19 protein-coding genes and 1 tRNA gene are annotated in these 26,126 nt (G+C 55.0%); 9 read left to right on the forward strand and 11 right to left on the reverse strand.

Annotated elements, in window-relative coordinates:
• Nucleotides 1-15 precede the first annotated feature (15 nt).
• Nucleotides 16-300, forward strand: coding sequence for a 50S ribosomal protein L25 (gene rplY, locus ACQG03_RS14620; protein WP_022648733.1), 285 nt, complete (start codon nucleotides 16-18; stop codon nucleotides 298-300).
• Nucleotides 301-351: 51 nt separating this feature from the next.
• Here the strand turns inward: rplY and yejK are convergent, their stop codons facing one another.
• Complete coding sequence (yejK, locus tag ACQG03_RS14625) at nucleotides 352-1,359, reverse strand: nucleoid-associated protein YejK (protein WP_017693031.1); 1,008 nt, start codon at nucleotides 1,357-1,359, stop codon at nucleotides 352-354.
• Nucleotides 1,360-1,493: 134 nt separating this feature from the next.
• Here yejK and ACQG03_RS14630 point away from each other — a divergent pair, with 134 nt between their 5' ends.
• The 3 genes from ACQG03_RS14630 (at nucleotide 1,494) to ACQG03_RS14640 (ending at nucleotide 3,651) form a co-directional block, all read left to right on the forward strand.
• Nucleotides 1,494-1,721, forward strand: a complete 228-nt coding sequence (locus ACQG03_RS14630) for a YejL family protein (protein ID WP_001135586.1) — start codon at nucleotides 1,494-1,496, stop codon at nucleotides 1,719-1,721.
• Nucleotides 1,722-1,740: 19 nt separating this feature from the next.
• On the forward strand, nucleotides 1,741-3,501 hold the full coding sequence (gene yejM, locus ACQG03_RS14635; RefSeq protein ID WP_022648735.1) for an LPS biosynthesis-modulating metalloenzyme YejM: 1,761 nt from the start codon (nucleotides 1,741-1,743) through the stop codon (nucleotides 3,499-3,501).
• 73 nt (nucleotides 3,502-3,574) lie between these two features.
• A tRNA-Pro gene (locus ACQG03_RS14640) sits at nucleotides 3,575-3,651 on the forward strand.
• Between the two features lie 65 nt (nucleotides 3,652-3,716).
• Here the strand turns inward: ACQG03_RS14640 and ACQG03_RS14645 are convergent.
• Entirely contained in the window at nucleotides 3,717-3,977 is a 261-nt protein-coding gene (locus ACQG03_RS14645; RefSeq protein WP_006811332.1) for a DUF2534 family protein, read from the reverse strand.
• Between the two features lie 202 nt (nucleotides 3,978-4,179).
• Between ACQG03_RS14645 and eco the strand changes: the two genes are divergently transcribed.
• Nucleotides 4,180-4,689: a serine protease inhibitor ecotin gene (gene eco / locus ACQG03_RS14650; RefSeq protein WP_032622478.1), complete on the forward strand. Its 510-nt coding sequence runs from the start codon at nucleotides 4,180-4,182 to the stop codon at nucleotides 4,687-4,689.
• Nucleotides 4,690-4,823: 134 nt separating this feature from the next.
• Here the strand turns inward: eco and mqo are convergent, their stop codons facing one another.
• Nucleotides 4,824-6,473, reverse strand: a complete 1,650-nt coding sequence (gene mqo / locus ACQG03_RS14655) for a malate dehydrogenase (quinone) (protein WP_058646988.1) — start codon at nucleotides 6,471-6,473, stop codon at nucleotides 4,824-4,826.
• Between the two features lie 187 nt (nucleotides 6,474-6,660).
• On the opposite strand from mqo, the gene ACQG03_RS14660 reads away from it, so the two are divergent.
• Nucleotides 6,661-7,956, forward strand: coding sequence for a SulP family inorganic anion transporter (locus tag ACQG03_RS14660; protein ID WP_045308675.1), 1,296 nt, complete (start codon nucleotides 6,661-6,663; stop codon nucleotides 7,954-7,956).
• On the opposite strand, the gene mgtE is transcribed toward ACQG03_RS14660, so the two are convergent.
• The 6 genes from mgtE to ACQG03_RS14690 form a co-directional block, all read right to left on the reverse strand.
• Nucleotides 7,919-9,355 carry a magnesium transporter gene (gene mgtE / locus ACQG03_RS14665; RefSeq protein ID WP_006811337.1) on the reverse strand — a complete coding sequence of 479 codons (1,437 nt, stop codon included), beginning with the start codon at nucleotides 9,353-9,355 and terminating at the stop codon, nucleotides 7,919-7,921. The genes ACQG03_RS14660 and mgtE overlap by 38 nt on opposite strands.
• A gap of 140 nt (nucleotides 9,356-9,495) precedes the next feature.
• A complete protein-coding gene (locus tag ACQG03_RS14670; RefSeq protein ID WP_003859392.1) occupies nucleotides 9,496-11,139 on the reverse strand; it encodes a multidrug ABC transporter permease/ATP-binding protein in 1,644 nt (547 codons plus the stop codon).
• 76 nt (nucleotides 11,140-11,215) lie between these two features.
• Nucleotides 11,216-11,866 (reverse strand): DNA oxidative demethylase AlkB, encoded by a 651-nt coding sequence (alkB, locus tag ACQG03_RS14675; protein ID WP_063150346.1) that lies wholly within the window; start codon nucleotides 11,864-11,866, stop codon nucleotides 11,216-11,218.
• A complete protein-coding gene (gene ada / locus ACQG03_RS14680; protein ID WP_063163781.1) occupies nucleotides 11,866-12,924 on the reverse strand; it encodes a bifunctional DNA-binding transcriptional regulator/O6-methylguanine-DNA methyltransferase Ada in 1,059 nt (352 codons plus the stop codon). Before ada ends, alkB begins: the two co-directional genes overlap by 1 nt.
• A 72-nt stretch (nucleotides 12,925-12,996) precedes the next feature.
• Nucleotides 12,997-14,052: an FAD:protein FMN transferase ApbE gene (gene apbE, locus ACQG03_RS14685; RefSeq protein ID WP_063147195.1), complete on the reverse strand. Its 1,056-nt coding sequence runs from the start codon at nucleotides 14,050-14,052 to the stop codon at nucleotides 12,997-12,999.
• 114 nt (nucleotides 14,053-14,166) lie between these two features.
• Nucleotides 14,167-15,261, reverse strand: coding sequence for a porin OmpC (locus ACQG03_RS14690; protein WP_063163780.1), 1,095 nt, complete (start codon nucleotides 15,259-15,261; stop codon nucleotides 14,167-14,169).
• A gap of 745 nt (nucleotides 15,262-16,006) precedes the next feature.
• Here ACQG03_RS14690 and rcsD point away from each other — a divergent pair.
• Together rcsD and rcsB are read left to right on the forward strand one after the other, a co-directional pair.
• Nucleotides 16,007-18,679: a phosphotransferase RcsD gene (rcsD, locus tag ACQG03_RS14695; RefSeq protein ID WP_023300606.1), complete on the forward strand. Its 2,673-nt coding sequence runs from the start codon at nucleotides 16,007-16,009 to the stop codon at nucleotides 18,677-18,679.
• A gap of 16 nt (nucleotides 18,680-18,695) precedes the next feature.
• Entirely contained in the window at nucleotides 18,696-19,346 is a 651-nt protein-coding gene (rcsB, locus tag ACQG03_RS14700) for a response regulator transcription factor RcsB (RefSeq protein WP_003859405.1), read from the forward strand.
• A gap of 111 nt (nucleotides 19,347-19,457) precedes the next feature.
• Here the strand turns inward: rcsB and rcsC are convergent, their stop codons facing one another.
• Entirely contained in the window at nucleotides 19,458-22,304 is a 2,847-nt protein-coding gene (gene rcsC, locus ACQG03_RS14705) for a two-component system sensor histidine kinase RcsC (RefSeq protein WP_023300607.1), read from the reverse strand.
• A 134-nt stretch (nucleotides 22,305-22,438) separates the two neighbouring features.
• Nucleotides 22,439-25,075 (reverse strand): DNA topoisomerase (ATP-hydrolyzing) subunit A, encoded by a 2,637-nt coding sequence (gene gyrA / locus ACQG03_RS14710; protein ID WP_023300608.1) that lies wholly within the window; start codon nucleotides 25,073-25,075, stop codon nucleotides 22,439-22,441.
• A gap of 146 nt (nucleotides 25,076-25,221) precedes the next feature.
• Here gyrA and ubiG point away from each other — a divergent pair, with 146 nt between their 5' ends.
• Entirely contained in the window at nucleotides 25,222-25,950 is a 729-nt protein-coding gene (gene ubiG / locus ACQG03_RS14715) for a bifunctional 2-polyprenyl-6-hydroxyphenol methylase/3-demethylubiquinol 3-O-methyltransferase UbiG (protein ID WP_023300609.1), read from the forward strand.
• Nucleotides 25,951-26,126 lie beyond the last annotated feature (176 nt).

Below are 26,126 nucleotides of genomic sequence, written 5' to 3' on the forward strand. Positions count from 1 at the left end.
TACAGAGAGAAATCAATGTTCACTATCGAAGCAGAAGTACGTAACGTGCAGGGTAAGGGTGCGAGCCGCCGCCTGCGTAACGCTAACAAGTTCCCGGCTATCGTTTACGGTGGCGAAGCTGCTCCAGTTGCAATCGAACTGGATCACGACAAAGTGTGGAACATGCAGAATAAAGCTGAATTCTACAGCGAAGTTCTGACCATCGTTGTTGGCGGTAAAGAAGAAAAAGTGAAAGTTCAGGCTGTTCAGCGTCACCCGTTCAAGCCAAAACTGTCTCACATCGACTTCGTTCGCGCGTAATCGCAAACCAGTCGAGAAAAACCCCGCTTCTGCGGGGTTTTTTTATGGCCGCTACTTACCGCCTGAGGTGCGACGCTGGAGCTGATCGCGCAGATTCGGCGGCGTGCCTTTAATGGTCAGCGTGTCGGTCGCCGGATCCCAGAAGATACGTTCCCCGAGCAGCATGGCATCAAAGTTAATGGTTAACCCACCGCCGCTACCGGCAAATTTCGTCAGCTGACGCAGCGTACTGCGATCCGCCGGGAAGCTCTCTTCCAGCTCATAGCCTTTTTCTGCGGTAAATTCCTGGAAGCTGACTTCGCTGACGCCCGCCAGCTCTTTGGACAGCGACTCCAGCTCAATCTCTTCCCCGGCCTGTAACTGCTCGTTACAGTAGCTGTAAACCTGCTGACGCACGGTCTGACGCTCAGATTTATCCAGCTGCGCCTCAGCGGTAAAGTCATCCACCGCCTGGAGCAGACCTTTGTTCTGCGCTTTGGCGTTCAGCCCTTCACTGGCACCGAGGAAGTCCATAAAGAAATCGGCCACTTTGCGGCCCACGCGGCCTTTAAGGAAGGTCAGGTAGCGCGTCGATTCCGGATTGGTTTCCCATTCAGTTAAATCAATACGCGCCACAATATCCGCATGGTTGATATCCAGATAGTGCGTTGAGCTGATATCCAACTGCTCGTTCACACGCATGCTGCTTAAATTATTCAGCACGGTGACCAGCAGATACTCTACCGCCAGATAGCGGTAGTGGCAGAACAGGACGATACCGCCATCGGCGAAGGGATATTTCGCCAGTTCGTCACGAAGACGGCCGGTTGCAGCGCGGCTGAATGCCAGGAAATCCTCTTCGCCCTGACGTTGCAGGCGCAGGCTATCCGCCAGCTCGCTCTCTTCGCTGAACAAGCCATAGGCTTTATTTTTCGCGCTGTAGACGCGATGCAACTCCGCCATCATCTCGACAACGGTAGGCGTTGGTTCCAGTAACGAATCGCGTAGCACCACTTCAAGGGTTTGCTCATCACGCTTGATAAGCTGGTGCAAGGCAATCTGGTTGATTTCCAGACTCATGATAAACTCTCCTTTTAGACCGGGCGGTATTCAACCACCACCAACGCATGTGTGCAACAGAAGATAAAAAAGGGGAAAAAAAGCTGTTGCTACGGTAATATGTCGCCCTTCTCTCAACAAACTGATTTTGATTTATGCCACAACATTCCCGCTACAGTGACGAACACGTTGAACAACTGCTCAGTGAGCTGGTCAACGTACTGGAAAAACATAAAACGCCAACCGATCTCTCCCTGATGGTTTTGGGAAATATGGTTACCAACCTGATCAATACCAGCGTTGCTCCGGCTCAGCGTCAGGCGATCGCCAAATCTTTCGCCCAGGCTTTGCAGTCATCAGTTAGCGACGACCAGGCACACTAAGGGAAACGAACAACAGTTTATGGTGACGAATCGTCAGCGCTACCGTGAAAAAGTCTCCCAGATGGTCAGCTGGGGGCACTGGTTTGCCCTGTTCAACATTCTGTTGGCGATGGTGCTCGGCTGCCGTTATCTGTTTGTGGCAGACTGGCCAACCACGTTAACCGGGCGTATCTACTCGTGGATGAGCCTTGTTGGTCACTTTAGCTTTCTGGTCTTCGCCACCTATCTGCTGATCCTGTTCCCACTGACGTTTATCGTCATGTCGCAGCGGCTGATGCGCTTCCTGTCCGCCATTCTTGCGACGGCGGGCATGACGCTGTTGCTTATCGACAGCGAAGTCTTTACCCGGTTCCACCTGCACCTGAATCCTGTCGTCTGGGAGCTGGTGATTAACCCGGATCAGAACGAGACCGCCCGCGACTGGCAGCTGATGTTTATCAGCGTGCCGATTATCCTGCTGATCGAAATGTTGTTCGCGACGTGGAGCTGGCAAAAGCTCCGCAGCCTGACCCGACGCCGACATTATGCGAAGCCCGTCGCGGCGCTCTTTTTCGCCTCATTTATCGGTTCGCACCTGATGTATATCTGGGCAGATGCGAACTTCTACCGCCCTATTACCATGCAGCGCGCGAATCTGCCGCTCTCCTATCCGATGACGGCACGTCGTTTCCTTGAAAAACACGGTCTGCTGGACGCGCAGGAGTATCAGCGTCGTCTGGTCGAACAGGGTAATCCGGAAGCGGTCAGCGTGCAGTATCCCCTGAGCGATCTGAAATATCGCGACATGGGGCGCGGTCAGAACGTGCTGCTGATTACCGTCGATGGCCTGAACTATTCTCGCTATGAGAAGCAAATGCCTGCCCTGGCTGAATTCGCTGAGAACAACATCGTATTCACTCAGCATATGAGTTCCGGTAATTCGACCGACGCGGGTATTTTCGGTCTGTTCTACGGCATTTCACCGAGTTATATGGACGGCGTGCTGTCGGCCCGTATTCCGGCTGCATTGATTACCGGGCTTAATCAGCAGGGCTACCAGCTGGGGCTGTTCGCCTCTGATGGTTTCAACAGCTCGCTGTACCGCCAGGCGCTGCTGTCTGATTTCTCACTGCCAGCCGCGCAGAGCCAGTCTGACGATCGGACTGCTGACCAGTGGATAGACTGGCTGAAGCGTTATGCACAGGAAGATAACCGCTGGTTCTCCTGGGTTGCGTTTAACGGCACAAATCTTGATGACAGCAATCAGAAAGGCTTCGCGCGCCGCTATAGCCGTGCGGCGGGTGATGTCGATGCGCAGATCGCTCGCGTGCTGACCGCCCTGCGCGACGCGGGCAAGCTGGACAATACGGTCGTCATTATCACGGCGGGGCATGGCGTGCCGCTCGGCGACGAAGCGAAGGGCATGGACTGGTCGCGCCCGAACCTGCATGTCCCGCTGGTGATCCACTGGCCGGGCACTCCCGCGCAACGCATCAATATGCTGACCGACCATAAAGACGTCATGACCACGTTAATGCAGCGGCTGCTGCACGTTAGCACGCCGGCAATTGAATACTCGCAGGGACAAGACCTCTTTAGCGCCACGCGGCGTCATAATTGGGTCACGGCTGCTGGCGAAAACACGCTGGTGGTGACCACGCCGACGCTGTCCCTTGTGCTGAACAGCAACGGCAATTACCAGACGTACAGCCTCGAAGGTGAGAAGCTGAAAGACCAGAAACCGCAGCTCAGCTTGCTGTTGCAGGTGCTGACAGACGAGAAGCGCTTTATCGCTAACTGATTATTTATGAATCAGTTAGCGTTGCTTCCCCCTTGCAATCAAAAAGGAATCGAGTAGTATTCCTTTTATGCGTCGGCACGTAGCGCAGCCTGGTAGCGCACCGTCATGGGGTGTCGGGGGTCGGAGGTTCAAATCCTCTCGTGCCGACCAAAAACACATTGAAAACCAGCCAGTTATGGCTGGTTTTTTATTGCCTGTCTTCGCATGCACAATGCTTAGTGCTTCTCACGCCCACCGAGAAAGAAAATCCCCAGCGGAATCGCCAGCAGAACGGTGAACACCAGACTGTAAACAAAGATCATCGCTGATTGCAGGACAAACATGCTGGTTGTCCACGCAGAGAGCGGGATGTTGTACTGCTCGATCACGCCGACAATGGTTGCTCGCCCCACGCATGCAGCAGCAATCATAAACACAACCAGTAACGCCAGCAGGAACTTGCGGCCTTCAGGTGTCTTCAGTTTTTCCCGTACCATCTCTTCTCCCTTTACAGATGAATAACAATAATTAACGCGTAAAATAACACGATCTCTGCACCGACTCCACCACAGCATTAAACACCAATAAAAGAGCATAAAAGCAGTGCTTTACTCCGTTTAAAATGAAAATGTGAGTAAATTACGCCAACCATTCACATGCATTATGTTAGTCTTTCCGGGATCGTTTTAACAAAAAGGAATGACAGTGAAAAACGCACCTAAATTTGCCATCGCCCTTATCGCCGCTGCGTGCGCCAGCACCAGCGCTTTTGCCAGCGAAACCCCAAAAGAGCAGCCGCTGGAAAAAGTTGCCCCGTATCCGCAAGCGGACAAAGGGATGAAGCGCCAGGTTATTCAGCTCCCGGCTCAGCAGAATGAAGGGAATTTCAAAGTCGAGCTGTTAATCGGCCAGACGCTGGAAGTGGACTGCAACCAGCATCGTCTGGGCGGCCAACTGGAAAGCAAAACACTGGAAGGCTGGGGTTATGACTACTATGTCTTCGACAAAGTAACCTCGCCAGTCTCCACCATGATGGCGTGCCCGGACGGCAAGAAAGAGAAGAAATTTATCACCGCCTATCTGGGTGATAACAGTCTGCTGCGCTATAACAGCAAGCTGCCGATTGTCGTTTATACGCCGGAAAACGTGGATGTGAAATATCGCGTATGGAAGGCGGATGAGACGGTAGGACAAGCAGTAGTTCGTTAAAAATAAGTCGGGTGGCGCTCACGCTTACCCGACCTGGAAAGGGTGCGTTCTGGTGCCCTCACCCCAACCCTCTCCCGGTGGGAGAGGGAGAAAACACGAAAAACGGTAACGGATGTTACCGTTTTGCGTTTAGCTTACAGCGCGATATCCGCCACCGGCTTGTTTTCCGCCTGCGGCTTCAGCTCCGCCTTTGGCGCAGCATCCGCAGCCTGCGGTTTGACGTATTGCAGTTGCAGAACGCGGCTGGTGTATTCCAGCTCTTGTTCCGTGGCGTCAACGTTACCGTTCAGCTTCGTACCGTAGGATGGAATAATGGTTTTCAGCTTCGCCTGCCATTCCGGGCTGGATACTTTGTCCTTAAACACTTTTTCCATCAGGTGTAGCATGATTGGCGCAGCGGTAGACGCCCCCGGGGATGCTCCCAGCAGCGCGGCAATAGTGCCATCCTTATCGCTTACTACTTCGGTACCCAGACGCAGCACGCCGCCCTCTTTCGGATCGCGTTTGATGATCTGCACGCGCTGACCCGCCTGCCACAGACGCCAGTCTTCTTTCTTCGCCTGCGGATAGTACTCTTTCAGCGCCTCGAAGCGTTCTTCATCAGAGAGCATCACCTGGCTAATCAGGTATTTCACCAGATCGAAGTTATCCAGTCCCACGTCCATCATTGGCTTGACGTTTGACGTCGTGGTCGCGCTCAGCAGATCCCAGAGGGAACCGTTTTTCAGGAACTTGGTGGAGAATGTGGCGAACGGCCCGAACAGCACTACGCGCTTACCGTCCAGCATACGGGTGTCGATATGGGGAACGGACATCGGTGGCGCACCAACAGAAGCCTGACCGTACACTTTAGCCAGATGACGGTTAACCACTTCAGGGTTTTCCGACACCAGGAACTGGCCGCCAACCGGGAAGCCGGCGTAGTCGTCCGCTTCCGGAATACCGGACTCCTGCAACAGTTTCAGCGCCGCGCCGCCAGCACCGATAAACACGAACTTCGCCTTAATCACATGCTCGGCTTCGTTGTTTTTCAGATCGGCAACGGTCACGCTCCAGCTGTTATCCGCGTTGCGCTTGAAACCACGCACTTCGGAGCTGAGTTGCAGGTTAAAGTTCTCTTTTTTCTTCAGAGAGGCCACCAGCTGACGGGTGATTTCACCGTAGTTAACGTCAGTACCAATTTCAGTGCGGGTCGCCGCCACTTTCTGGTTCGGATCGCGGCCTTCCATAACCAGCGGCGCCCACTCTTTGATTTGAGCGTGATCTTCAGAGTATTTCATCCCGCGGAAAAGCGTGCTCTGTTGCAGGGCAGCGTAGCGCGCACGCAGGAAGTTGACGTTTTGATCGCCCCAGACAAAGCTCATGTGCGGAACGGTGTTGATGAAGGAGTGCGGATTGTGCAACACACCGCTGTTCACCTGGTGAGACCAGAACTGACGTGAGATCTGGAACGCTTCGTTGATCTCTACCGCCTTCTCGATACTAATGGAACCGTCCTTTTTCTGCGGCGTATAGTTCAGTTCCATAAGTGCCGAGTGCCCCGTCCCGGCGTTATTCCAGCCGTTAGAGCTTTCCTGCGCCACGCCATCAAGGCGCTCGACCATGGTCATGGACCAGTTCGGCTCTAATTCCTGAAGATATGTGCCCAGCGTGGCGCTCATGATGCCGCCACCAATTAAAAGGACATCCGTTTCCTGCTCTTTTGGTGCGTCAGCCTTCGCCGCCAGCGAGACGGCGTTCAGCCCCACGGCCAGAGAAAAGAGCACGGCAGTCATTTTTTTCATCATTTATGCCTTAGTTGAATAGTGCTTGATGCGTAGAAATTACAGGTGAAACACGCTGCGGTGGCACGGTAGCAACTTTTAAATATTGTTTAAAGGTTACGAAATTATTGTAATTGTGAAATTTAATGATGGATTGTTTGTAGGGTTTTGGCATACAGGCTGGCACCCGACGATTTTCCTGGCTATGATGCTGCACTTTGTGATCGCGCGCACGGAAGCCTGCCCCTACCAGCGAATTGTTATGTCATTACCTCACTCGTCTGTACCCCAAGAAGGCCATGTCGCCACCGTTTTACGTTCGCCTCAACGTCTGATGCGCGAAACCCTGGCCGGCGTGATTACCGCGCTGGCGCTGATCCCGGAAGTGATTTCGTTTTCCGTGGTCGCGGGCGTGGATCCGAAAGTGAGCCTTATCGCCTCCGTGGTGCTCTGTTTCGCCCTTTCCCTGCTCGGCGGGCGTCCGGCCATGGTGACGGCGGCGGCCGGTTCCGTCGCGCTGGTGATTGGCCCGATGGTCCATCAACACGGCGTACAGTACATTCTGCCCGCGGTGGTGATGGCTGGCGTGATTCAGATCCTGTTCGGCGCGCTGGGAATGGCGCGGCTGATGCGCTTTATTCCCCAGTCGGTGATGACCGGGTTTGTTAACGCCCTTGGCATTTTGATTTTCTTTGCCCAGGTGCCCCATTTCTGGAGCCGAAGCCCGCTGATAGTAGGCCTGTTCGTGCTGACGCTGCTGATTGTGCTGTGGGTGCCACGCTATATTAAAAGCGTACCCTCCCCACTGATTGCCATTGTGCTGCTGACTTTGTTCACCGTCACCAGCGGGCAAATCCTGCCGACGGTAGGGGATGAAGGCTCCATGAGCGGCGGTTTGCCGGGCTTTACGCAACTGCTGGTGCCGCTCAATCTGGAAACCCTGAGCATTATCTGGCCGTGCGCGCTAAGTATCGCTTTTGTTGGCCTGCTGGAATCGCTACTGACGGCTAAGCTGGTGGATGAACTGACCGTTACCCCTTCAAGCAAGCGCCGCGAGAGCATCGGTCTGGGCGTGGGGAATATTATGGCCGGGTTCTACGGCGGCATTGCGGGCTGCGCGATGATTGGGCAGACCATCGTTAACGTGGAGATGGGGAAAGGCAGAAGCCGTATCTCCACCCTTGCGGCGGGTATCGTACTGCTGGTGCTGGTTACGGCGCTCAGCGAGGTGATGGCCAAAATCCCGATGGCGGTACTGGCGGGTATTATGGCCATTGTGGCCGTCAAGACCTTTAGCTGGCATAGCGTTCAGCCCGGAACGCTGAAAAACGCGCCGGTGGCTGAAACCGTCGTGATGCTGGTGACGGTTGTGGCAACGGTTTCCACCGGCAACCTGGCGATTGGCGTGCTGGGCGGGATTGTGATGATGTTCATCCTCCCTGCCCGACTTAAGCAAAAAGCACTGGCTACAGAAGAAAAATCGTCGCCAGTCCAAGAAAAATAAAGAAACCGCCAGTATCGGTAATGGCGGTGATCATCACGCTCGACCCCACCGCGGGGTCGCGCCCCAGCCGGGTCATCGTCAATGGGATAATCACGCCCATCATCGCCGCCACCAGCAGGTTCAGCACCATCGCCAGCATCATGACCCCGCCCAGCGCCATATCATCGTACAGCCACCAGGTAATGCCGCCCATGATGCCGCCCCAGACCAGGCCGTTAATCAGCGCGACGCCCATCTCCCTGAAAATCAGCCACGAAAAATTACCCGGCTGAATGTTTTCCAGCGCCAGGGCGCGAACGATCATGGTGATAGTCTGGTTGCCGGTGTTCCCGCCGATCCCCGCCACAATCGGCATCAACGACGCCAGGGCCACCAGCTGGGAAATGGTATGTTCGAAGCCGTCAATAACGCGGGACGCCACGAACGCGGTGCATAAATTGATGGCGAGCCACGCCCAGCGGGTTTTGACGGCCTTGCCGACGGAGGCATGAACATCGTCTTCGGCACTGATACCGCCAAGGGCACGCAGGTCGTTATCGGTCTCTTCATAGACCACGTCAACGATCTCATCAATGGTCAGACGCCCCATCAGCTTGCCCACCGAATCCACCACCGCCGCGCTCACCAGGTCATCACGTTCGAAGGTACGCGCGGCTTTTTCGGCATCGTCTTCCGGCGAGAAGACCATCGGCTCGGTTTCCATGACCTCACTTACCCGCTGCTGGGTGCTGTTCAGCAGGATCGTTTTCAGCTCCAGCTCCCCGAGCAGGGTTTTATCCCGCGAGGTGACGAACAGTTTATCGGTGTTGTCCGGCATACTGCCCAGGCGACGAAGATAGCGCTGCACCGTACCCAGGGTGACGTCCGGACGCACGGTGATGACGCCAAACTCCATGATCGCGCCGACGCTATTTTTCTCGTAGTGCATCACCTGACGCACGCGCGCCCGCTCCTCGGCAGGCAGGGAAGCCAGCAGGCGTCCGGTCAGGTTGCGCGGAAGATGCTGAACGAGGTAAATCTGCTCATCGATATCCAGCGTTTGCAGGGCGTCAAGAATGTCCCGATCGCTCATCTCATCGATAAGGTCATCCCAGACGTTTTCCGAGGCTTCAAGCAGCACCTGACCGCGCTCATGATCCTGCACCAGCCGCCACAGGGCGTGGCGCTCCTCGGAAGGCAATGCCTCCAGGGTGTCCGCCAGATCCGGAGGTGGTAAATGTGCAACCAGCGCACCTACCTCAGCAATATCGTCGGCCAGCGTGCCGACATCATATTGCTCAGCCAGGGTTAGCTTACCCAATAACGTTGACGTGACCGCTTTATCGGTCGTCAGGAGCCAGATGAGCCGCGCACGCTCCTGGTCACGCTGCCTGGCGCTGTTTTTCTTTAATACCGACATCAATCATAAATCCATTAAATGAGTTGGCGTTAAGCATAGCGCGGGGATATGTAAATAAGAATAAACGGCGGGTCGGGATGGAGAAAAAAACGGCATATATGAAAAATGAGTGTGCCGGGGGCCACCCGGCACAATTGCAATCAGGCCGTGCGCGCCACCGCGTCCCGTGACGCCGCATCGCGCTCATCGCCGGTCAGCTCGCTCAGTTTGCCGTCGCGCATCTCCAGCAGACGGTCGGCGTGAATGAAGTAGTGATCGTCATGGCTGATGGCAAAAATGGTTTTCCCCATCGCCTGCATCAGCGGCAGCAGGACCTGATAAAACTCGCGACGGAAGTGCGGGTCCTGATCGGCGGCCCATTCATCCAGCAGGATGATGTCGCGCTCTTCGGCCAGCGCCAGCAGCAGCGCCACGCGCTTCTTCTGCCCTTTCGACAGCTTGAGATTCAGGATTTTGCCATCCTGAAGCTCCAGCTTGTGCGACATTTGCAGGTGCGCAAGCCACTTCTCCACCAGCGCCGGATCCGCCTGCTGCCCTTCCGGGCCCAGCAGCCGGTCGAACAGCCAGACGTCGGTAAATACCGCCGAAAAGAGCTTGCGGTAGTCCTCCGGTTTCTCCGCGCTCAGCGCTTTACCATCCAGCAAAATTTCACCCGACTGCGGCTGGTAGAGGCCCGTCAGCAGCATCGCCAGCGTGGATTTGCCGCTGCCGTTACCGCCGATCAGGAACAGCAGTTCGCCGCGGTGAATGGTCAGGTTGATCGGCCCCACTGAGAAGGCGTTATCCTGATAGCGGAAGGTCACGTTACGCAGCTCAAGCGTTTGCCAGTTCGGGAAGGCCTGCGGGCGCGGGAACTCAGCCTTAAACGGCGCAAGGTCGAACTTCTTCAGCTTGTTGAAGGCCACCTGTGCGCTCAGCAGCGTCGGCAGTGCGCCAACGGCCGACAGCAGCGGCGTGCGTAAAAACAGCAGCGTCAGGGAGTACGTTGCCGCCACGTTGGTATCCGCCCACCCCAGGCTGTTCGCCATCCAGAACACCAGACCAATGGCACCCAGCATCATGATGTTGGACCAGTTCACGGCGCTCAGGTGGAACGTATCGGCGCGAATAATGTGATGACGATATTCGTGCGCATCCGGGATATAGAGATGATTGAAGATATGTTCGGCGCGCTCGCGGTTCAGCGTCAGCTCTTTGCGCCCTTCCAGCACTGTCTGATAATCGTTATAGAGCTTGTCTTCCGTTTCGCGCAGCACCGCCATGTGCTTATAGACGCGTGATACCAGCAGGAACCCGCCCCAGATGGTAATAACAATCCACAGCGCCGTTACCGCCAGCATTTTGCTGGAGAGCCAGGCGAGATAGGCTGCCGAGCCAAAGGTCAGGATGATCCCCTGCACCAGCTCCGGCAGGCGCACAAAGGCGATGGTAATGGCGCGCACATCGCTGGTCAGCCCCGCCAGCAGAGAAGCACTTCCCAGCTGTTCGATGCGTTCCACTTGAGTATCAAGGATCCGTTTGATGAACTCGCTGCGCAGACGGAAAACGAAGTGGTGGCCGAGCGCGGTCAGCGCCAGCTGTGACCCGAGCGTGACTGCCATCAGCAGCAGCAGTAAACCCAGAAATTCCGGCAGGACGGAGAGTGACGTGTCGACCATTTCGATCAAACGCACGTTAATGAAGGCAATCAGGCCGATCCCCAGCGCCGCGCTGGCAAGGCTTAGCGCCATCACCGCGATAAAAGGCCAGCGATACTGCCGCCAGACAAGAAGAAGTAGTTGCATGCAGAGCAATCCGGACAAGAAAAATCAGCCAGCAGTGTAAACTGCCTTTCACACACATCAAGAATAATTCTTATTTTTATTCTCTGTACGCTGCCTGGCGGAACGTGAGGTTGTAGCGAAACGCCCCCGCCACCGGGTGATCGCCTGGTTTAAGTGGCTGAATACCGTGATAAAAAAGCCGTGATTCACCACCCCAGACCACCACATCGCCATGCTCCAGCATCAGCCGTTTGAGCGGGTCGTTGCGCCGCAGGCCGCCAAACTGAAAGACAGCGGGCAGCCCAAGGGATACCGAGACAATCGGCGCGCGCAGGTCAGGCTCGTCCTTATCCTGATGCAGGGAGAGCTTTGCCCCGACGGCATAGCGGTTGATCAGACAGGCATCGGGACGAAAATCAGGATAGCCGGCCGCGACGGCGGCATCGTGACACAGCGCCTGAAACGCCTCCGGCATCGGCGGCCACGGCCGATCCGTCAGCGGGTCGTTCGCGGCATATACATAGCCCCGCTCATTCGTCGCCCATCCCAGTTCGCCGCAGTTGGTCATCGCCACGGACATGGTATACCCGCCCGGCGTGACCATATGGCGAAACGGCGAACGGGCGGTGACGGTATCAATACCGTCGAACAGCGCCGCCGCGCGGGAAAGCGCAAAACGTCTCAGGATCGTCGCCCCCGGCGCGAGCGGCTCCTGCCAGGGTTCAGCATCAGCAAAAAGATCGAGCATTATCCCTCCGGGTTGTTCGCCTCACGTTTCAACAATAGCACCTTACGCGCTACGCCCCAGCGATAACCCGACAGCGCACCGTCGTTACGCACCACGCGGTGACAGGGGATAACTATCGCCAGTTTGTTGGCTCCGCAGGCCCCCGCCACGGCACGTACGGCATTGGGTTTACCAATGGCCTTCGCCACCTGCTGATAGCTCGCCGTTTCACCGCAGGGGATAGCCCGCAGCGCCTGCCAGACCTGCTGCTGGAAGGCGGTACCCCGGATATCCAGCGGCAGCGTCAACGGCGTCGCGCGGCTGTCGACAGAGGCAATCACCTGACGAACACGCCCGGCAAATGCGCCTTCCATCAGTTCGCGGACGGCAAGCGGAAACAGTGACAGCAGCTCAGCCGTCAGCCCGGCGTCGTCATCACCCAGCAGTATTGCGCAGATCCCGCGCTCGCTTTCCGCCACCAGACAGTGGCCCAGCGAGCAGTCGCTGATGGCATAGCGGACCGCAGCCTCTCCGTTACGGTACTGTTTCGCCGTCATGCCCAGCGCGCCGTTGGCTTTACGGTAGTAGCTGCTGCCGTCCGGGAAGCCAGCGGCCAGTACGGCATCGGTGATTTTACCGCCCTGTGCAAGCAGGCTACGCAGGCGTTGTTCACGCGCGGCCTGCTGCCATGCTTTCGGCGTCATGCCGGTGACGGATTTAAACAAGCGGTGGAAATGGAACGGACTCATGCCAACCTGCTGCGCCAGTGCCTCCAGGTTCAGCGCGGCATCCTGCTCAAGCAGTCGGCAGGCCAGCGCAACGTTGGCCTTTTTCTGCGCCATAGGGTCGACCTGGTCCGGCCTACAGCGCTTACAGGGGCGGAAACCCGCCTGCGCGGCCTGGTGAGCATCAGGATAAAAGCAGACATTTTTACGCAGCGCGTGGCGGGCACGGCAGGACGGACGACAATAAATGCCGGTCGTCTGCACGGCAAAGACAAACTGGTTATCCGCACGCGGATCGCGGGCCAGAACAGCCTGCCAGCGATCCTCATCGGTAAGATAGGTTGTGTTTTTCATCATCGGCTCCTCTTACAAGCATACGCTCAGCTTGCCTGAACGCCACCGAACAAAAACCCGCAACCTTGCTTTTTAATTTTTTTCGCTCACCAGGAAGCTGTTGAACTGCGGTGAACTCCAGGTTTTAAACCCGTCAGCCTCTTTGGTGATCATATAGACGGCCAGCCCTTCCTGACGCACCACCTCTTTGGCCTTCTCCGTGCCGAGCACCATCAATCCGGTATCCCAGGCGTCGGCTTCCAGCGCAGTTGGCGCTATCACCGTCACGGACACCAGGTTGTGGGTAATCGGGCGTCCGGTTTGCGGATCAATCACATGCGAGATACGTTTGCCATCCAGCTCGTAATAGTTGCGGTAGCTTCCGGAGGTGCTGATACCGTGCCCGTTGATGTCGACAATCGCCTGCACCGCGTTCTGCTGATCGGTTGGTTTTTGGATGGCCACTCGCCACGGCCTGCCGCTGGCGTTCATGCCCCGGCTGACGAGCGCGCCCCCGACGGAAACCAGATAACGGGGAATGCCTTCCTGCGCCATCAGGGCCGCGAGATGATCCGCAGCATACCCCTCGCCTACCGTGGAGAGATCCACAAACAGGTCGGGAATGTCTTTTTGCAGGTATTGCTGACCGTACTGGGAGATCACCGCCAGATGCTGTAACCCTGTACGCGCGCGGGCGTCGTCGATGGCGGCTTGATCGGGTGTGGTCACCGGCTGCTTGTTGGGGCCAAATCCCCACAGGTTCACCAGCGGCCCCACGGTCACGTCCATTGCGCCGTTGGTTTTGTAGCCCACGCGCATGGCTTCCGTGACGATATCGGCCATTGCTTCGCTCACCGGCCACAGCGAGGTGCTGCTGGAGCGATTGAAACGCATCAGCGCTGAGTCATTTTTATAGGTAGAGAGTAGCTGATCGTCGGCATCCAGCTGCGCCTGAATTTTACCGCGTAGTTCTTCAGCGCGGGACTTATCAATATCCATCACGCTGACGCGCCAGAAGGTCCCCATGGTTTTCCCTTCCAGCACCGTCGCGGCGGGTGCGCCGATTTTTGCGGGCTGTGTAGAAGAGTCACACGCGGTCAGGAGTAAAAAAGTCGCCAGAACGCTGGCGCGTAAAAAAGTCATATCCATTGGTTATTATCCTCATGCCAGGGCGGCAAGAGTACACTAAAACAGCGTATTTGTAAGACCCTAAAAAAGCATGAAAAAAGGGGCCTGATGGCCCCTTTGTCGCTGTATGAGCAATTAGAACTGGTAAACCAGACCCAGCGCGACGATATCGTCAGTACCGATACCTGCTGCGCGAGTGAAGTCGTTCTCATCAACCAGGTTGATTTTGTAATCAACGTAGGTGGACATGTTTTTGTTGAAGTAGTAAGTCGCGCCAACATCAACATATTTCAGCAGATCCTGGTCGCCGTAGCCGTTTTCCAGGTCCTTACCTTTAGATTGCAGGTACGCCACGGATGGACGCAGACCGAAGTCGAACTGATACTGCGCAACCACTTCGAAGTTCTGCGCTTTGTTAGCCCAGCCCAGGTCGCCCGCACGGGTCGCGTTGTAAGTCTGAGTATACTGTGCAGCCAGGTAGATGTTGTTCGCGTCATATTTCAGACCACCGGTGTAGGTCTCTGCGCGATCGCCTTCACCGTAGTAGCCCGCAGCGTTCTGGTCAGCAGTACGTTTAGAACTGGTGACTGCCGTACCGAGTGCAAAGCCTTCGCCCAGATCATAGGTCAGAGAGCCGCCGTAGCCATCACCGTTCTGACGCAGTGCCTCACGACCGTTGTTGGTCTGGCCTTCGCCGCTTGCGCTGCCGTTTTTACCCTGGTACTGCAACGCGAAGTTCAGACCATCAACCAGACCGAAGAAGTCCTGGTTACGGTAGGTCGCGAAGCCGTTACCACGCTGCTGCATGAAGTTGTCAGAACCGTAGGTATCGCCGCCGAACTCCGGCAGAACGTCGGTCCAGGAAGTCACATCGTAAACAACGCCGTAGTTACGACCGTAGTCGAATGAACCCGCATCAGCGAATTTCAGACCTGCGAACGCCACACGCGTCCATGAGTTGTTTTCGTTCTCACCAGAGTTACCCTGGATCTGGTATTCCCATTGGCCGTAACCGGTCAGCTGGTCGTTAACCTGAGTTTCGCCTTTGAAGCCCAGACGCATGTAGGTCTGGTCGCCGTCTGCACTGTCGTCATCAGAGAAATAGTGCAGGCCATCCACTTTACCGTACAGATCTAATTTGTTGCCGTCTTTGTTATAAATTTCAGCCGCATTTGCTGCGCCTGCCACCAGCAGAGCTGGTACCAGGAGGGACAGTACTTTAACTTTCATTTTATTAACCCTCTGTTATATGCCTTATTATTTACCACTGCTTACTGGTCAACCCTCTTAACCAGTCGGCAAGTTCATTCTCCTCAAAAATGCAGAATAATCCAACAGGAATATGATACGAAAACTTTGAAGATGTTTCACTTTACCATCAAGATGTTTCAATATGTAAATTTCAAGGAACTTTCACAAAGCATCAAAAGTTTAAAAATATAGCACGGATAATCAAAACAACAATATATCCTATAAAATTCAAAAGACTAACTTAAAAAAGAGTACAGCACTGAATGACAAAAAAATTCCCGTCAACACCACTAAAATAACCCTCGCTATCATCATTAACTTTATTTATTACCGTCATTCAGTTCTGAATGTCTGTTTATCTCTAATTGAACCGGATGCTCCGCATTCGGTTTTTTTTTACCTTTCTTTACGTCAACAGACATTTTATGTGCTACCCGTCTGTAATGATAACGACTATTAACTAAATCCATCGCCCGGCGATTACAGATTTTCCTTTTCACTTTCAAAATTAATTTCTTGTTAATTCGTGCTATTTTACTGCCGTTGTAACAGCATATTTGTACATTTCACTGGGTTTTGTACATCTTTCACACGGATGACGTTGAAGCGGGTTGCGACAGATAAAAAGTCAAGGTCATACCGATAACGACGCTGGAAATTCAGTTATTACCCTTTATACTGCCCTATCCCATTACCGCGCGGCCATTACGGGTTAAACACATCGATGAGTCAGACTGAAACTACCGCCCCGAGCAAATTCTCCCTTCTACCGGGCAGCATCACCCGTTTCTTTCTTCTGTTGATCGTTGTGCTGTTAGTCACAATGGGAGTGATGGTTCAGAGCGCCGTGAATACCTGGCTTAAAGATAAAAGCTATCAAATTGTCGATATCACCCATGCGGTGCATAAGCGCATTGATACGTGGCGCTACGCGACCTGGCAAATCTACGACAATATCGCCGCCGCACCTGCCACCTCATCAGGCGAAGGGTTGCAGGAAACGCGCCTTAAGCAGGATGTGTATTACCTTGAAAAACCGCAGCGTAAGACGGAAGCCCTGATTTTCGGCTCGCACGACAGCGCAACGCTTGAGATGACGCAGCGTATCTCCTCCTATCTGGACACCCTGTGGGGCGCCGAGACCGTACCGTGGTCCATGTATTACCTGAACGGTCAGGACAACAGCATGATCCTGATCTCGACCCTGCCGCTTAAGGATCTCTCGTCGGGCTTTAAAGAGACCACCGTTGGCAGCATTGTCGATTCCCGTCGGGCAGAAATGCTGCAACAGGCCAACGCGCTGGACGAGCGCGAAAGTTTCTCGTCATTACGCCGTCTTGCCTGGCAGAATGGCCACTACTTTACGCTGCGAACCACCTTTAACCAGCCGGGCCATCTGGCGACCGTGGTTGCCTTCGATCTGCCAATTAACGATCTTATCCCGCCGGATATGCCGCTGGACAGTTTCCGACTGGAGCCAGACAACAGCACCCAAAATATGCGCACGCCGTCGGATAAAGAAGGCCCGGACAGCGTAGCGATCTCATTTAATGGCTCGAAGATTGAGATTGCCTCATCGCTCAACTCAACCGGTATGCGGCTGGTGTGGCAGGTGCCTTTTGGCACCCTGATGCTTGATACCCTGCAAAACATTATGCTGCCGCTGCTGTTGAATATCGGCCTGCTGGCGCTGGCGCTGTTTGGCTACAGCACCTTCCGTTTCCAGTCGGGCCGCCAGAGCGACTCGACGTCGGTATCAGCTGGGACCAGCAACGAGTTGCGTGTTCTTCGTGCCCTGAATGAAGAGATTATTTCCGTGCTGCCGCTTGGGGTGCTTGTTCACGATCAGGAGGCAAACCGGACGGTGATGAGCAACAAAATTGCCGATCACCTTCTGCCGCATCTTAACCTGCAAAATATTACGGCCATGGCGGACCAGCATCAGGGCGTCATTCAGGCCACCATTAATAATGAACTGTATGAGATCCGTCAGTTCCGCAGTCAGGTCGCCTCGCGCACGCAAATCTTCATCATCCGCGATCAGGATCGCGAAGTGCTGGTGAATAAAAAGCTCAAGCAGGCGCAAAGGCTGTATGAGAAAAACCAGCATGGCCGCGCGGCGTTTATGCAAAACATTGGCGATGCCTTTAAACAGCCGCTGAAGTCACTCGCCACGCAGATTGCTGATTTAAGCACGCCGGAAAGCCGACAGCTTAGCAGCCAGGCCGACTCGCTGGTTCGTCTGGTGGACGAAATCCAGCTTGCGAACATGCTGGAGAATGACATCTGGAAGGGCACCCCTACGCTCTTCTCCATTCAGGATCTGATTGATGAGGTGGTTCCGGAAGTCCTGCCGGTGATCAAGCGCAAAGGGCTCCAGCTGCTGATCAACAACCATTTACCGGCCAATGACGAGCGTCACGGCGATCGCGATGCCCTGCGTCGCATCCTGATGATGTTGATTCAGTATGCCGTCACCACGACACAGATCGGCAAGATCACCCTTGAAGTCAGCACCGATGAGTCCACCGACGATCGTCTGACGTTCCGTATTCTGGATACGGGCGAAGGCGTCACCGTGAGCGAAATCGATAACCTGCACTTCCCGTTCCTGAACGATACCCAGCGCGACCACTACGGTAAGGCGAATGCCCTCACCTTCTGGCTCTGCGATCAGCTGGCGCGTAAGCTGGGCGGTCATCTGAACATTAAGGCGCGCGAATCCCTCGGCACCCGCTACTCCTTGCATGTTAAAATGGCGGCGAATCCTCAGGAAGAGGATGAAGAGCGTCTGCTGGATGATGTGGTGGTGATGGTGGACGTGACCTCCAGTGAGATCCGTAATATCGTCGTTCGTCAGCTGGAAAACTGGGGCGCGTCCTGCATTACCCCGGACGAAAGGCTCGCGAGTCAAGAATTTGATCTATTTTTAACTGATAATCCGTCTAATCTTACTGCCTCCGGCTTGCTTTTAAGCGATGATGAGCCAGGCGTGCGGAAAATCGGCCCTGGGCAGCTGCGCGTCAACTTTAATATGAGCAATGCAATGCAGGAAGCTGTATTACAACTGATTGAAGAGAATCTGGCGCAGGAAGAGATCCTGGAGTCACCGTTAGGCGGCGATGAAAATGCCGAACTCCATGCCAGCGGATATTATTCGCTCTTCGTTGATACAGTACCAGATGATGTTAAGCGGTTGTATACTGAGTCCGCTGCGCAGGATTTTGCAGCGCTGGCACAGACAGCACACCGGCTTAAAGGGGTGTTTGCCATGCTTAATCTGGTTCCCGGCAAGCAGTTATGTGAAACGCTGGAACATCTAATTCGTGAGAAAGATGCCTCTGGCATTGAAAAATACATCAGCGACATTGACGCTTACGTCAAGAGCTTGCTGTAGCAAGGTAGCCTTATACATGAACAATATGAACGTAATTATTGCCGATGACCATCCGATTGTACTGTTCGGTATTCGCAAATCACTTGAACAGATCGAGTGGGTGAATGTAGTCGGTGAATTTGAAGATTCCACAGCCCTTATTAACAACCTGCCTAAACTTGATGCGCACGTGCTCATTACCGATCTCTCCATGCCTGGGGATAAATACGGTGATGGGATTACGCTCATCAAATACATTAAACGCCACTTCCCGGACATTTCGATCATTGTTCTGACCATGAACAATAACCCTGCGATCCTGAGCGCCGTTCTGGATCTTGATATTGAAGGGATTGTGCTGAAACAAGGCGCACCTACCGATCTGCCTAAAGCGCTGGCGGCGTTACAGAAAGGGAAGAAATTCACGCCTGAGAGCGTCTCACGCCTGCTTGAAAAAATCAGCGCAGGTGGCTATGGCGACAAGCGTCTCTCGCCTAAAGAGAGTGAAGTTCTGCGTCTGTTCGCTGAAGGTTTCCTGGTTACTGAAATCGCCAAGAAACTGAACCGCAGTATCAAAACCATCAGTAGCCAGAAAAAATCCGCGATGATGAAGCTGGGTGTGGATAACGATATCGCCCTGCTGAACTATCTCTCTTCCGTGACGCTGAGCGCAACGGACAAAGATTGATCGTCGCTGTCTACGCCGGGTGACCCTCGCGGTTATCCGGTCTAAAGACCCCGTAGGCCCGCGCAAGCGCAGTGCCGTCGGACACATAAAAAAGGCCCTTTCGGGCCTTTTTTATTGTCTCGCTTTTCGCACCCGCTCCGCATACACGGATAGCGTCTGCTTCAGTACATCCAGCGTGACCGGCTTCGACAGGCAGCTGTCCATTCCCGACTCCAGACAGCGCTGCTTCTCCTCCGCCAGTGCGTTGGCTGTCACCCCCACCACCGGCAGCGTCAGCCCCAGCTGTCGGATACGCTGCGTCAGACGATAGCCGTCCATGTTAGGCATGTTCACATCGCTGAGCACAATATCAATATGATTCTTACTTAAGACATTCAGGGCATCCACGCCATCATTGGCCGTTTTACACTGATAGCCCAGAGAGCCAAGCTGGTCTGCGAGCAGACGACGGTTAATCGGATGATCGTCGACGACCAGAATCATCATATCGTCATTCACCGATGCCAGCTCATCAGGGGAAGCCAGCACGGTAGCGCCATCGCTGTCCTCAAGCTGTACACTGTAGATACGCGCCAGCAAGCCCAACATTTCGTGCGGTGTCGCCACACTGTGCACCCATACCCCGGGCGAACGCTCAATCGGAATACCGATATGACGGCGGCAGAACATCACCACGCCCCGCCCCGCCCACGCCTTGTCTGGCTCAACGTCAGTAATCAGCATGTCATCTGCGTCCGGCGTCTGGCCTTCATAGCGTGAGACCCGCACGCCGCTGCTGGTCAGCATCGAGGTCAGGAAATCATGTAAGGAGGCGTTGTGCACCGCCAGCCAGCAGTGCTTTTCGCTCAGCCCGTCGACCGTGGTTTTCACTGGATAGTGTGCCGAGTAGAGCGGGATACGGATGGTGAACTGGCTGCCCATACCCGGCTCGGTATCGACGGAGATATCCCCGTCCATCATGCTGATAAGCTTCTCGCAAATCGCCAGACCCAGCCCGGTCCCCTGGAAATTACGCTGGACGCCCGTCCCCACCTGGAAGAACGGATCGAACAGGCGAACGACCTCTTTCGCCGGAATGCCAACACCCGTGTCGCGTACGCGAATCGTCAGGTACTCCCCTGCCCGGCAGACATGCAGCACAATACAGCCGATATCGGTGAATTTGATGGCGTTGCTTAGCAGGTTCGAGATGACCTGTTGCAGACGCATCGGATCGCCATGCAGCGTCAGCGGCACATCCGGCTCGATAAAGCAGTACAGCCCCAGCTGTTTGCGCACCACCAGCGGCAGATAGTTGGCGCTGATATGGTTCATCACCTCGCGCGGGGAGAACTCACGCGGTTCTATTTTCAACTGCTCGGATTCAATTTTAGAGAAGTCGAGAATATCGCTGATAATTTTCAGCAGCAGGCTGGACGAGTTGTTCATGGCCGTCACCAGGCGGTCGACCCCTTTCGGCAGCTCTTTGGTCTGGAGAAGATCGAGGTTACCGATAATGCCGTACAGCGGCGTACGCAGCTCATGGCTGACGGTCGCGAGGAACATCGATTTCGACTGGCTGGCCTGCTCCGCCGCCTGCGCCATATCCTGCAATGACTCTTCCATCTTAACGCGCGCGGAGACGTCCACCAGCACGCAAATCGCCACGTTTTCATTGCGGTAGCGCGAATGGACGAAGCTGATTTGCAGATTGGTGTGCGTGCTGGTCAGCACATCCACAAAGTTAACCTGTTGCCCACAGATGATCTGCGTTAACCGCTGGCGGTCTTCATGCGTGAGCATGTTCAGGTAGTTATGGGCAAGCTCGTTACTGAGGATATTTGTCCCGTCCTGAGTACGCAGGATACAGATCCCTACCGGCGCCGAGGCGACAATCTTACGGTTAAACTGCTCGTGCTCCTCCAGACGCTGAGCATCCGCTTCCGCCGGAATAAAGATCCGCCGCTCATACATTCTCGCCAGCATAAACAGCGCGACGCCTACCGCGATGTTCAACAAAATGGCGTTAAGGATCAGGATGCGAATGCGCTCCAGCACCTTGTCCACCGGCAGCGAATAGACAATGCTCAGCGACGATGGCGGTAAACTTTTCTTCAGCACCAGCTCGCGGAACCCGGAGGTATAGCCAAACCATGACCGCTCCTGCATCCAGCTGGGCTCCACTTTCAGGCGGTTTTCAGGCCCGGTAAGGGAGATGAGTGGGTGGCCGTTCTCATCCAGAATGGTCACGCCCATCGGCAGACTGCCCGGCGTGAAGAAGTTTTCCATGCGGATGGTTTGTTCAATCCCCAGCAGCGCTTGCAGACGGTTTCCGAGGTAAACCGGAGTCAGGGCATAGAAATAGCCGACGCCCATGCGCGGCCCCTGGCTTATCCAGAAGATGTTGTTCCCGCGCTCTTCCTGAGGCGCATTGCGGTATTTCACTATGCGCTCATGCAGGCTTTTCAACGCGTCTTCGCGTTCGACGGGCATATCTCGCAGACCGAAGTCCGCCATGCAAAGATTTTCGTTGCCAATCAGGTAGACGCGGTTTAGATCGTAAGCGGCCGAAAAATTATCGCGCCAGTAGCGCATAAACCATGACAGGGACTCCAGTGAGCCACGCCAGGCTTTGCCCATCGCGGAACAATCGGAGTCCGGGAAGAGCGGTTCGAAATCAGGTACTTCGGTTTTTTCATCCCGACCGCGGAGGGCAAGAATGCCGTTCTCCGCCGTCAGTCGATTCTCAGCGATATACTTAAGCTCTTTCATCACATCAGACGTGCGCTGGATATAGCGCTGGGCCTGATCCGAGCTTAAGTTAAACTCCTGGCGGATCTCCGCTTCTTTCTGGTGTAACGCGTTAACGATGTAAAACACCGAGAGCAGTGCCACCAGCAACCATAGCAGTAGCGCAAGCGCCCGAAACAGATAGCGAGAGACTTTTAACGTGGTACGAAAGGAGACGAGGTATTTCAAAGGGGCGAGGCTCCGCCATCGGGGAAAAAAGAATGTGGTTAAGGTAGCGGTAAACGCGGCTTGTCGCAACGTTCACTTGTCTGCTTGCGTAAAACAAAAGGGCCGGAAACCGGCCCTTTATGTGTCAGGAGACGTTACTCGTCAGCGTCATCCGCTGCTTCATCATCGGTGTCCGCTTCCGGGACGATTTCATCATCCCCTTCCGCGACGCTGCCGTCGATAGAGTCGAGCTCTTCGTCATCCACCGGCTCAGCAACGCGTTGCAGACCGACGACGTTTTCATCTTCCGCAGTACGGATGAGGATAACGCCCTGGGTGTTACGACCCACCACGCTGATCTCTGACACGCGGGTACGCACCAGCGTACCGGCATCGGTGATCATCATGATCTGGTCCGCGTCGTCCACCTGTACCGCGCCAACAACGGAACCGTTGCGCTCGGTCACTTTGATGGATATAACGCCCTGCGTGCCGCGAGACTTGGTCGGGTATTCGCTTTCCGCCGTACGTTTACCGTAGCCGTTCTGGGTGACGGTCAGGATTGCGCCTTCGCCACGCGGAACGATCAGGGAAACCACGCTGTCTTCACCCGCCAGCTTGATACCACGCACGCCGGTCGCCGTACGACCCATTGCGCGCACGGCGTTCTCTTTAAAGCGCACCACTTTACCGGCGGCAGAGAACAGCATCACTTCATCGGAACCGGAGGTCAGATCCACGCCGATCAGCTCATCGCCTTCGTTCAGGTTCACCGCGATAATCCCGGCGGAACGTGGACGGCTGAATTCGGTCAGCGCGGTTTTCTTCACGGTACCGCTCGCGGTTGCCATAAAGACGTTCACGCCCTCTTCGTACTCGCGTACCGGCAGAATGGCGGTGATACGTTCGTTCGCTTCCAGCGGCAGCAGGTTAACGATAGGTCGACCCCGCGCGCCACGGCTCGCTTCCGGCAGCTGATAGACTTTCATCCAGTACAGACGGCCCCGGCTGGAGAAGCAGAGGATCGTGTCGTGGGTGTTGGCCACCAGCAGACGGTCAATGAAGTCTTCTTCTTTAATACGCGCCGCAGATTTACCTTTACCGCCACGACGCTGTGCTTCGTAGTCGGTCAACGGCTGATACTTCACGTAACCCTGGTGAGACAGCGTCACGACCACGTCTTCGCGGTTGATCAGATCTTCAATGTTGATATCAGAGCTGTTGGCCGTGATTTCGGTGCGACGCTCGTCGCCGAACTGATCGCGAACCAGCTCCAGCTCTTCACGGATCACTTCCATCAGGCGCTCTGCGCTACCCAGGATATGCAGCAGCTCGGCAATCTGCTCCAGCAGCTCTTTGTACTCGTCGAGCAGTTTTTCATGCTCAAGGCCGGTCAGTTTCTGCAAACGCAGATCCAGAATCGCCTGGGCCTGCTGTTCAGTCAGATAGTACTGACCGTCACGCACGCCGAATTCCGGCTCCAGCCACTCAGGACGCGCAGCATCATCGCCGGCACGTTCCAGCATCGCCGCCACGTTGCCCAGATCCCATGGACGCGCAACCAGCGACGCCTTCGCTTCTGCTGGCGTCGGCGCACGGCGGATCAGTTCGATGATCGGGTCGATGTTCGCCAGCGCAACGGCCAGTGCTTCAAGGATATGGGCACGGTCGCGCGCTTTGCGCAGTTCGAAGATGGTACGGCGAGTCACCACTTCACGGCGGTGACGCACGAACGCGCTCAGGATCTCTTTCAGGTTCATGATCTTCGGCTGGCCATGGTGCAGCGCAACCATGTTGATACCGAAGGAGACCTGAAGCTGAGTCTGGGAGTAAAGGTTGTTCAACACAACTTCACCCACCGCGTCGCGCTTGATTTCAATCACGATGCGCATACCGTCTTTGTCAGACTCGTCGCGCAGCGCGCTGATGCCTTCAACGCGTTTTTCTTTTACCAGCTCGGCGATTTTTTCAATCAGACGCGCCTTGTTCACCTGATACGGGATCTCGTGAACAATAATGGTTTCACGGCCGGTTTTGGCGTCCGCTTCCACTTCGGCGCGGGCACGGATGTAAATCTTGCCGCGACCGGTACGGTACGCTTCTTCAATACCGCGACGGCCGTTGATGATTGCCGCCGTCGGGAAGTCCGGGCCCGGGATGTGTTCCATCAGCCCTTCAATGCTGATGTCTTCATCGTCGATGTAGGCCAGGCAGCCGTTAATCACTTCCGTGATGTTGTGCGGCGGAATATTGGTCGCCATACCCACTGCGATACCGGACGAACCGTTCACCAGCAGGTTTGGGATCTTCGTTGGCATAACGTCAGGAATTTTTTCCGTGCCGTCGTAGTTATCAACGAAATCAACCGTCTCTTTTTCCAGGTCAGCCATCAGCTCATGGGCAATCTTCGCCAGACGGATTTCCGTATAACGCATTGCCGCGGCGGAGTCGCCGTCGATAGAACCAAAGTTACCCTGACCATCTACCAGCATGTAACGCAGCGAGAAAGGCTGCGCCATACGGACAATGGTGTCGTACACCGCGGAATCACCATGGGGATGGTATTTACCGATTACGTCACCAACGACACGGGCAGATTTTTTGTAGGCTTTATTCCAGTCATTGCCCAATACGTTCATGGCGTATAGTACGCGACGGTGTACCGGCTTAAGGCCATCGCGGACGTCCGGCAGCGCACGGCCAACAATGACCGACATCGCATAGTCCAGATAGGAGCTTTTCAGCTCTTCCTCGATGTTAACCGGTGTAATTTCTCTCGCAAGGTCGCTCATCTAACCGCTATCCCTCTACTGTATCCCGGATTCAAAGGTCGCAAATTATAACACAGCCGCGGTGATACAGGTAAACCTATACGCTTTATTCACAGGGATTGCCTGATATACTCATTTGTCTTGCTAAATAAGGAGTAAAAGCGCCCATGAATGCCGAAAAATCCCCGGTGGCTCACAACGTTGACCACGAAGAGATTGCCAAATTTGAAGCGGTGGCGTCCCGCTGGTGGGATCTCGAAGGTGAGTTCAAACCTCTGCATCGTATTAACCCGCTACGTCTGGGCTATATCGCGGAGCGTTCCGGCGGTCTGTTCGGTAAGAAAGTGCTCGACGTCGGCTGCGGCGGCGGCATCCTGGCGGAAAGCATGGCGCGCGAAGGGGCCACCGTCACCGGTCTGGACATGGGCTTCGAACCTCTACAGGTTGCGCGTCTTCATGCGCTGGAGTCCGGCGTACAGGTAGAATATGTCCAGGAAACCGTGGAAGAGCACGCGGCTAAACATGCGCACCAGTATGACGTGGTGACCTGCATGGAGATGCTGGAGCACGTTCCCGATCCGCAGTCGGTCGTCAGCGCCTGTGCACAACTGGTGAAACCGGGTGGACAGGTCTTCTTCTCGACCATCAACCGCAACGGCAAAGCCTGGCTGATGGCCGTGGTAGGCGCGGAATATGTGCTGCGCATGGTGCCGAAAGGGACGCACGACGTGAAGAAGTTCATCAAGCCTGCCGAACTGCTGGGCTGGGTTGACCAGACATGGCTTAAGGAGCAGCACATGACGGGTCTGCACTACAATCCTCTGACGGATAAATTCAAACTTGCCCCGGGCGTGGATGTTAACTATATGTTGCACACAACCGCCAAAAACGACTAACGTCATTCGTTATTCTTATAAAGATTGCGCGACATCATGTTGCGCAATTCTGACCTCCCGTTGAAGAAATCAGCACTCGATCAAATTTTGAATTTTTTTTCTGGAATATTGACATCTCTTCCAGGCCTTACGGTACGAGGACTTAGCCTTTTTTACCCTTTCACAACCTCAATTTA

The sequence above is a fragment of the Enterobacter cloacae complex sp. 342H5 genome (assembly GCF_050030905.1).
Classification (GTDB): Bacteria; Pseudomonadota; Gammaproteobacteria; order Enterobacterales; family Enterobacteriaceae; genus Enterobacter; species Enterobacter intestinihominis.

Bases quoted from the DNA above. Each gene is read 5' to 3' on its own strand.
- rplY (WP_022648733.1), top strand. From the start codon at position 16: ATGTTCACTATCGAAGCAGAAGTACGTAACGTGCAGGGTAAGGGTGCG.
- yejK (WP_017693031.1), bottom strand. From the start codon at position 1,359: ATGAGTCTGGAAATCAACCAGATTGCCTTGCACCAGCTTATCAAGCGT.
- ACQG03_RS14630 (WP_001135586.1), top strand. From the start codon at position 1,494: ATGCCACAACATTCCCGCTACAGTGACGAACACGTTGAACAACTGCTC.
- yejM (WP_022648735.1), top strand. From the start codon at position 1,741: ATGGTGACGAATCGTCAGCGCTACCGTGAAAAAGTCTCCCAGATGGTC.
- ACQG03_RS14645 (WP_006811332.1), bottom strand. From the start codon at position 3,977: ATGGTACGGGAAAAACTGAAGACACCTGAAGGCCGCAAGTTCCTGCTG.
- eco (WP_032622478.1), top strand. From the start codon at position 4,180: ATGACAGTGAAAAACGCACCTAAATTTGCCATCGCCCTTATCGCCGCT.
- mqo (WP_058646988.1), bottom strand. From the start codon at position 6,473: ATGAAAAAAATGACTGCCGTGCTCTTTTCTCTGGCCGTGGGGCTGAAC.
- ACQG03_RS14660 (WP_045308675.1), top strand. From the start codon at position 6,661: ATGCTGCACTTTGTGATCGCGCGCACGGAAGCCTGCCCCTACCAGCGA.
- mgtE (WP_006811337.1), bottom strand. From the start codon at position 9,355: ATGTCGGTATTAAAGAAAAACAGCGCCAGGCAGCGTGACCAGGAGCGT.
- ACQG03_RS14670 (WP_003859392.1), bottom strand. From the start codon at position 11,139: ATGCAACTACTTCTTCTTGTCTGGCGGCAGTATCGCTGGCCTTTTATC.
- alkB (WP_063150346.1), bottom strand. From the start codon at position 11,866: ATGCTCGATCTTTTTGCTGATGCTGAACCCTGGCAGGAGCCGCTCGCG.
- ada (WP_063163781.1), bottom strand. From the start codon at position 12,924: ATGAAAAACACAACCTATCTTACCGATGAGGATCGCTGGCAGGCTGTT.
- apbE (WP_063147195.1), bottom strand. From the start codon at position 14,052: ATGGATATGACTTTTTTACGCGCCAGCGTTCTGGCGACTTTTTTACTC.
- ACQG03_RS14690 (WP_063163780.1), bottom strand. From the start codon at position 15,261: ATGAAAGTTAAAGTACTGTCCCTCCTGGTACCAGCTCTGCTGGTGGCA.
- rcsD (WP_023300606.1), top strand. From the start codon at position 16,007: ATGAGTCAGACTGAAACTACCGCCCCGAGCAAATTCTCCCTTCTACCG.
- rcsB (WP_003859405.1), top strand. From the start codon at position 18,696: ATGAACAATATGAACGTAATTATTGCCGATGACCATCCGATTGTACTG.
- gyrA (WP_023300608.1), bottom strand. From the start codon at position 25,075: ATGAGCGACCTTGCGAGAGAAATTACACCGGTTAACATCGAGGAAGAG.
- ubiG (WP_023300609.1), top strand. From the start codon at position 25,222: ATGAATGCCGAAAAATCCCCGGTGGCTCACAACGTTGACCACGAAGAG.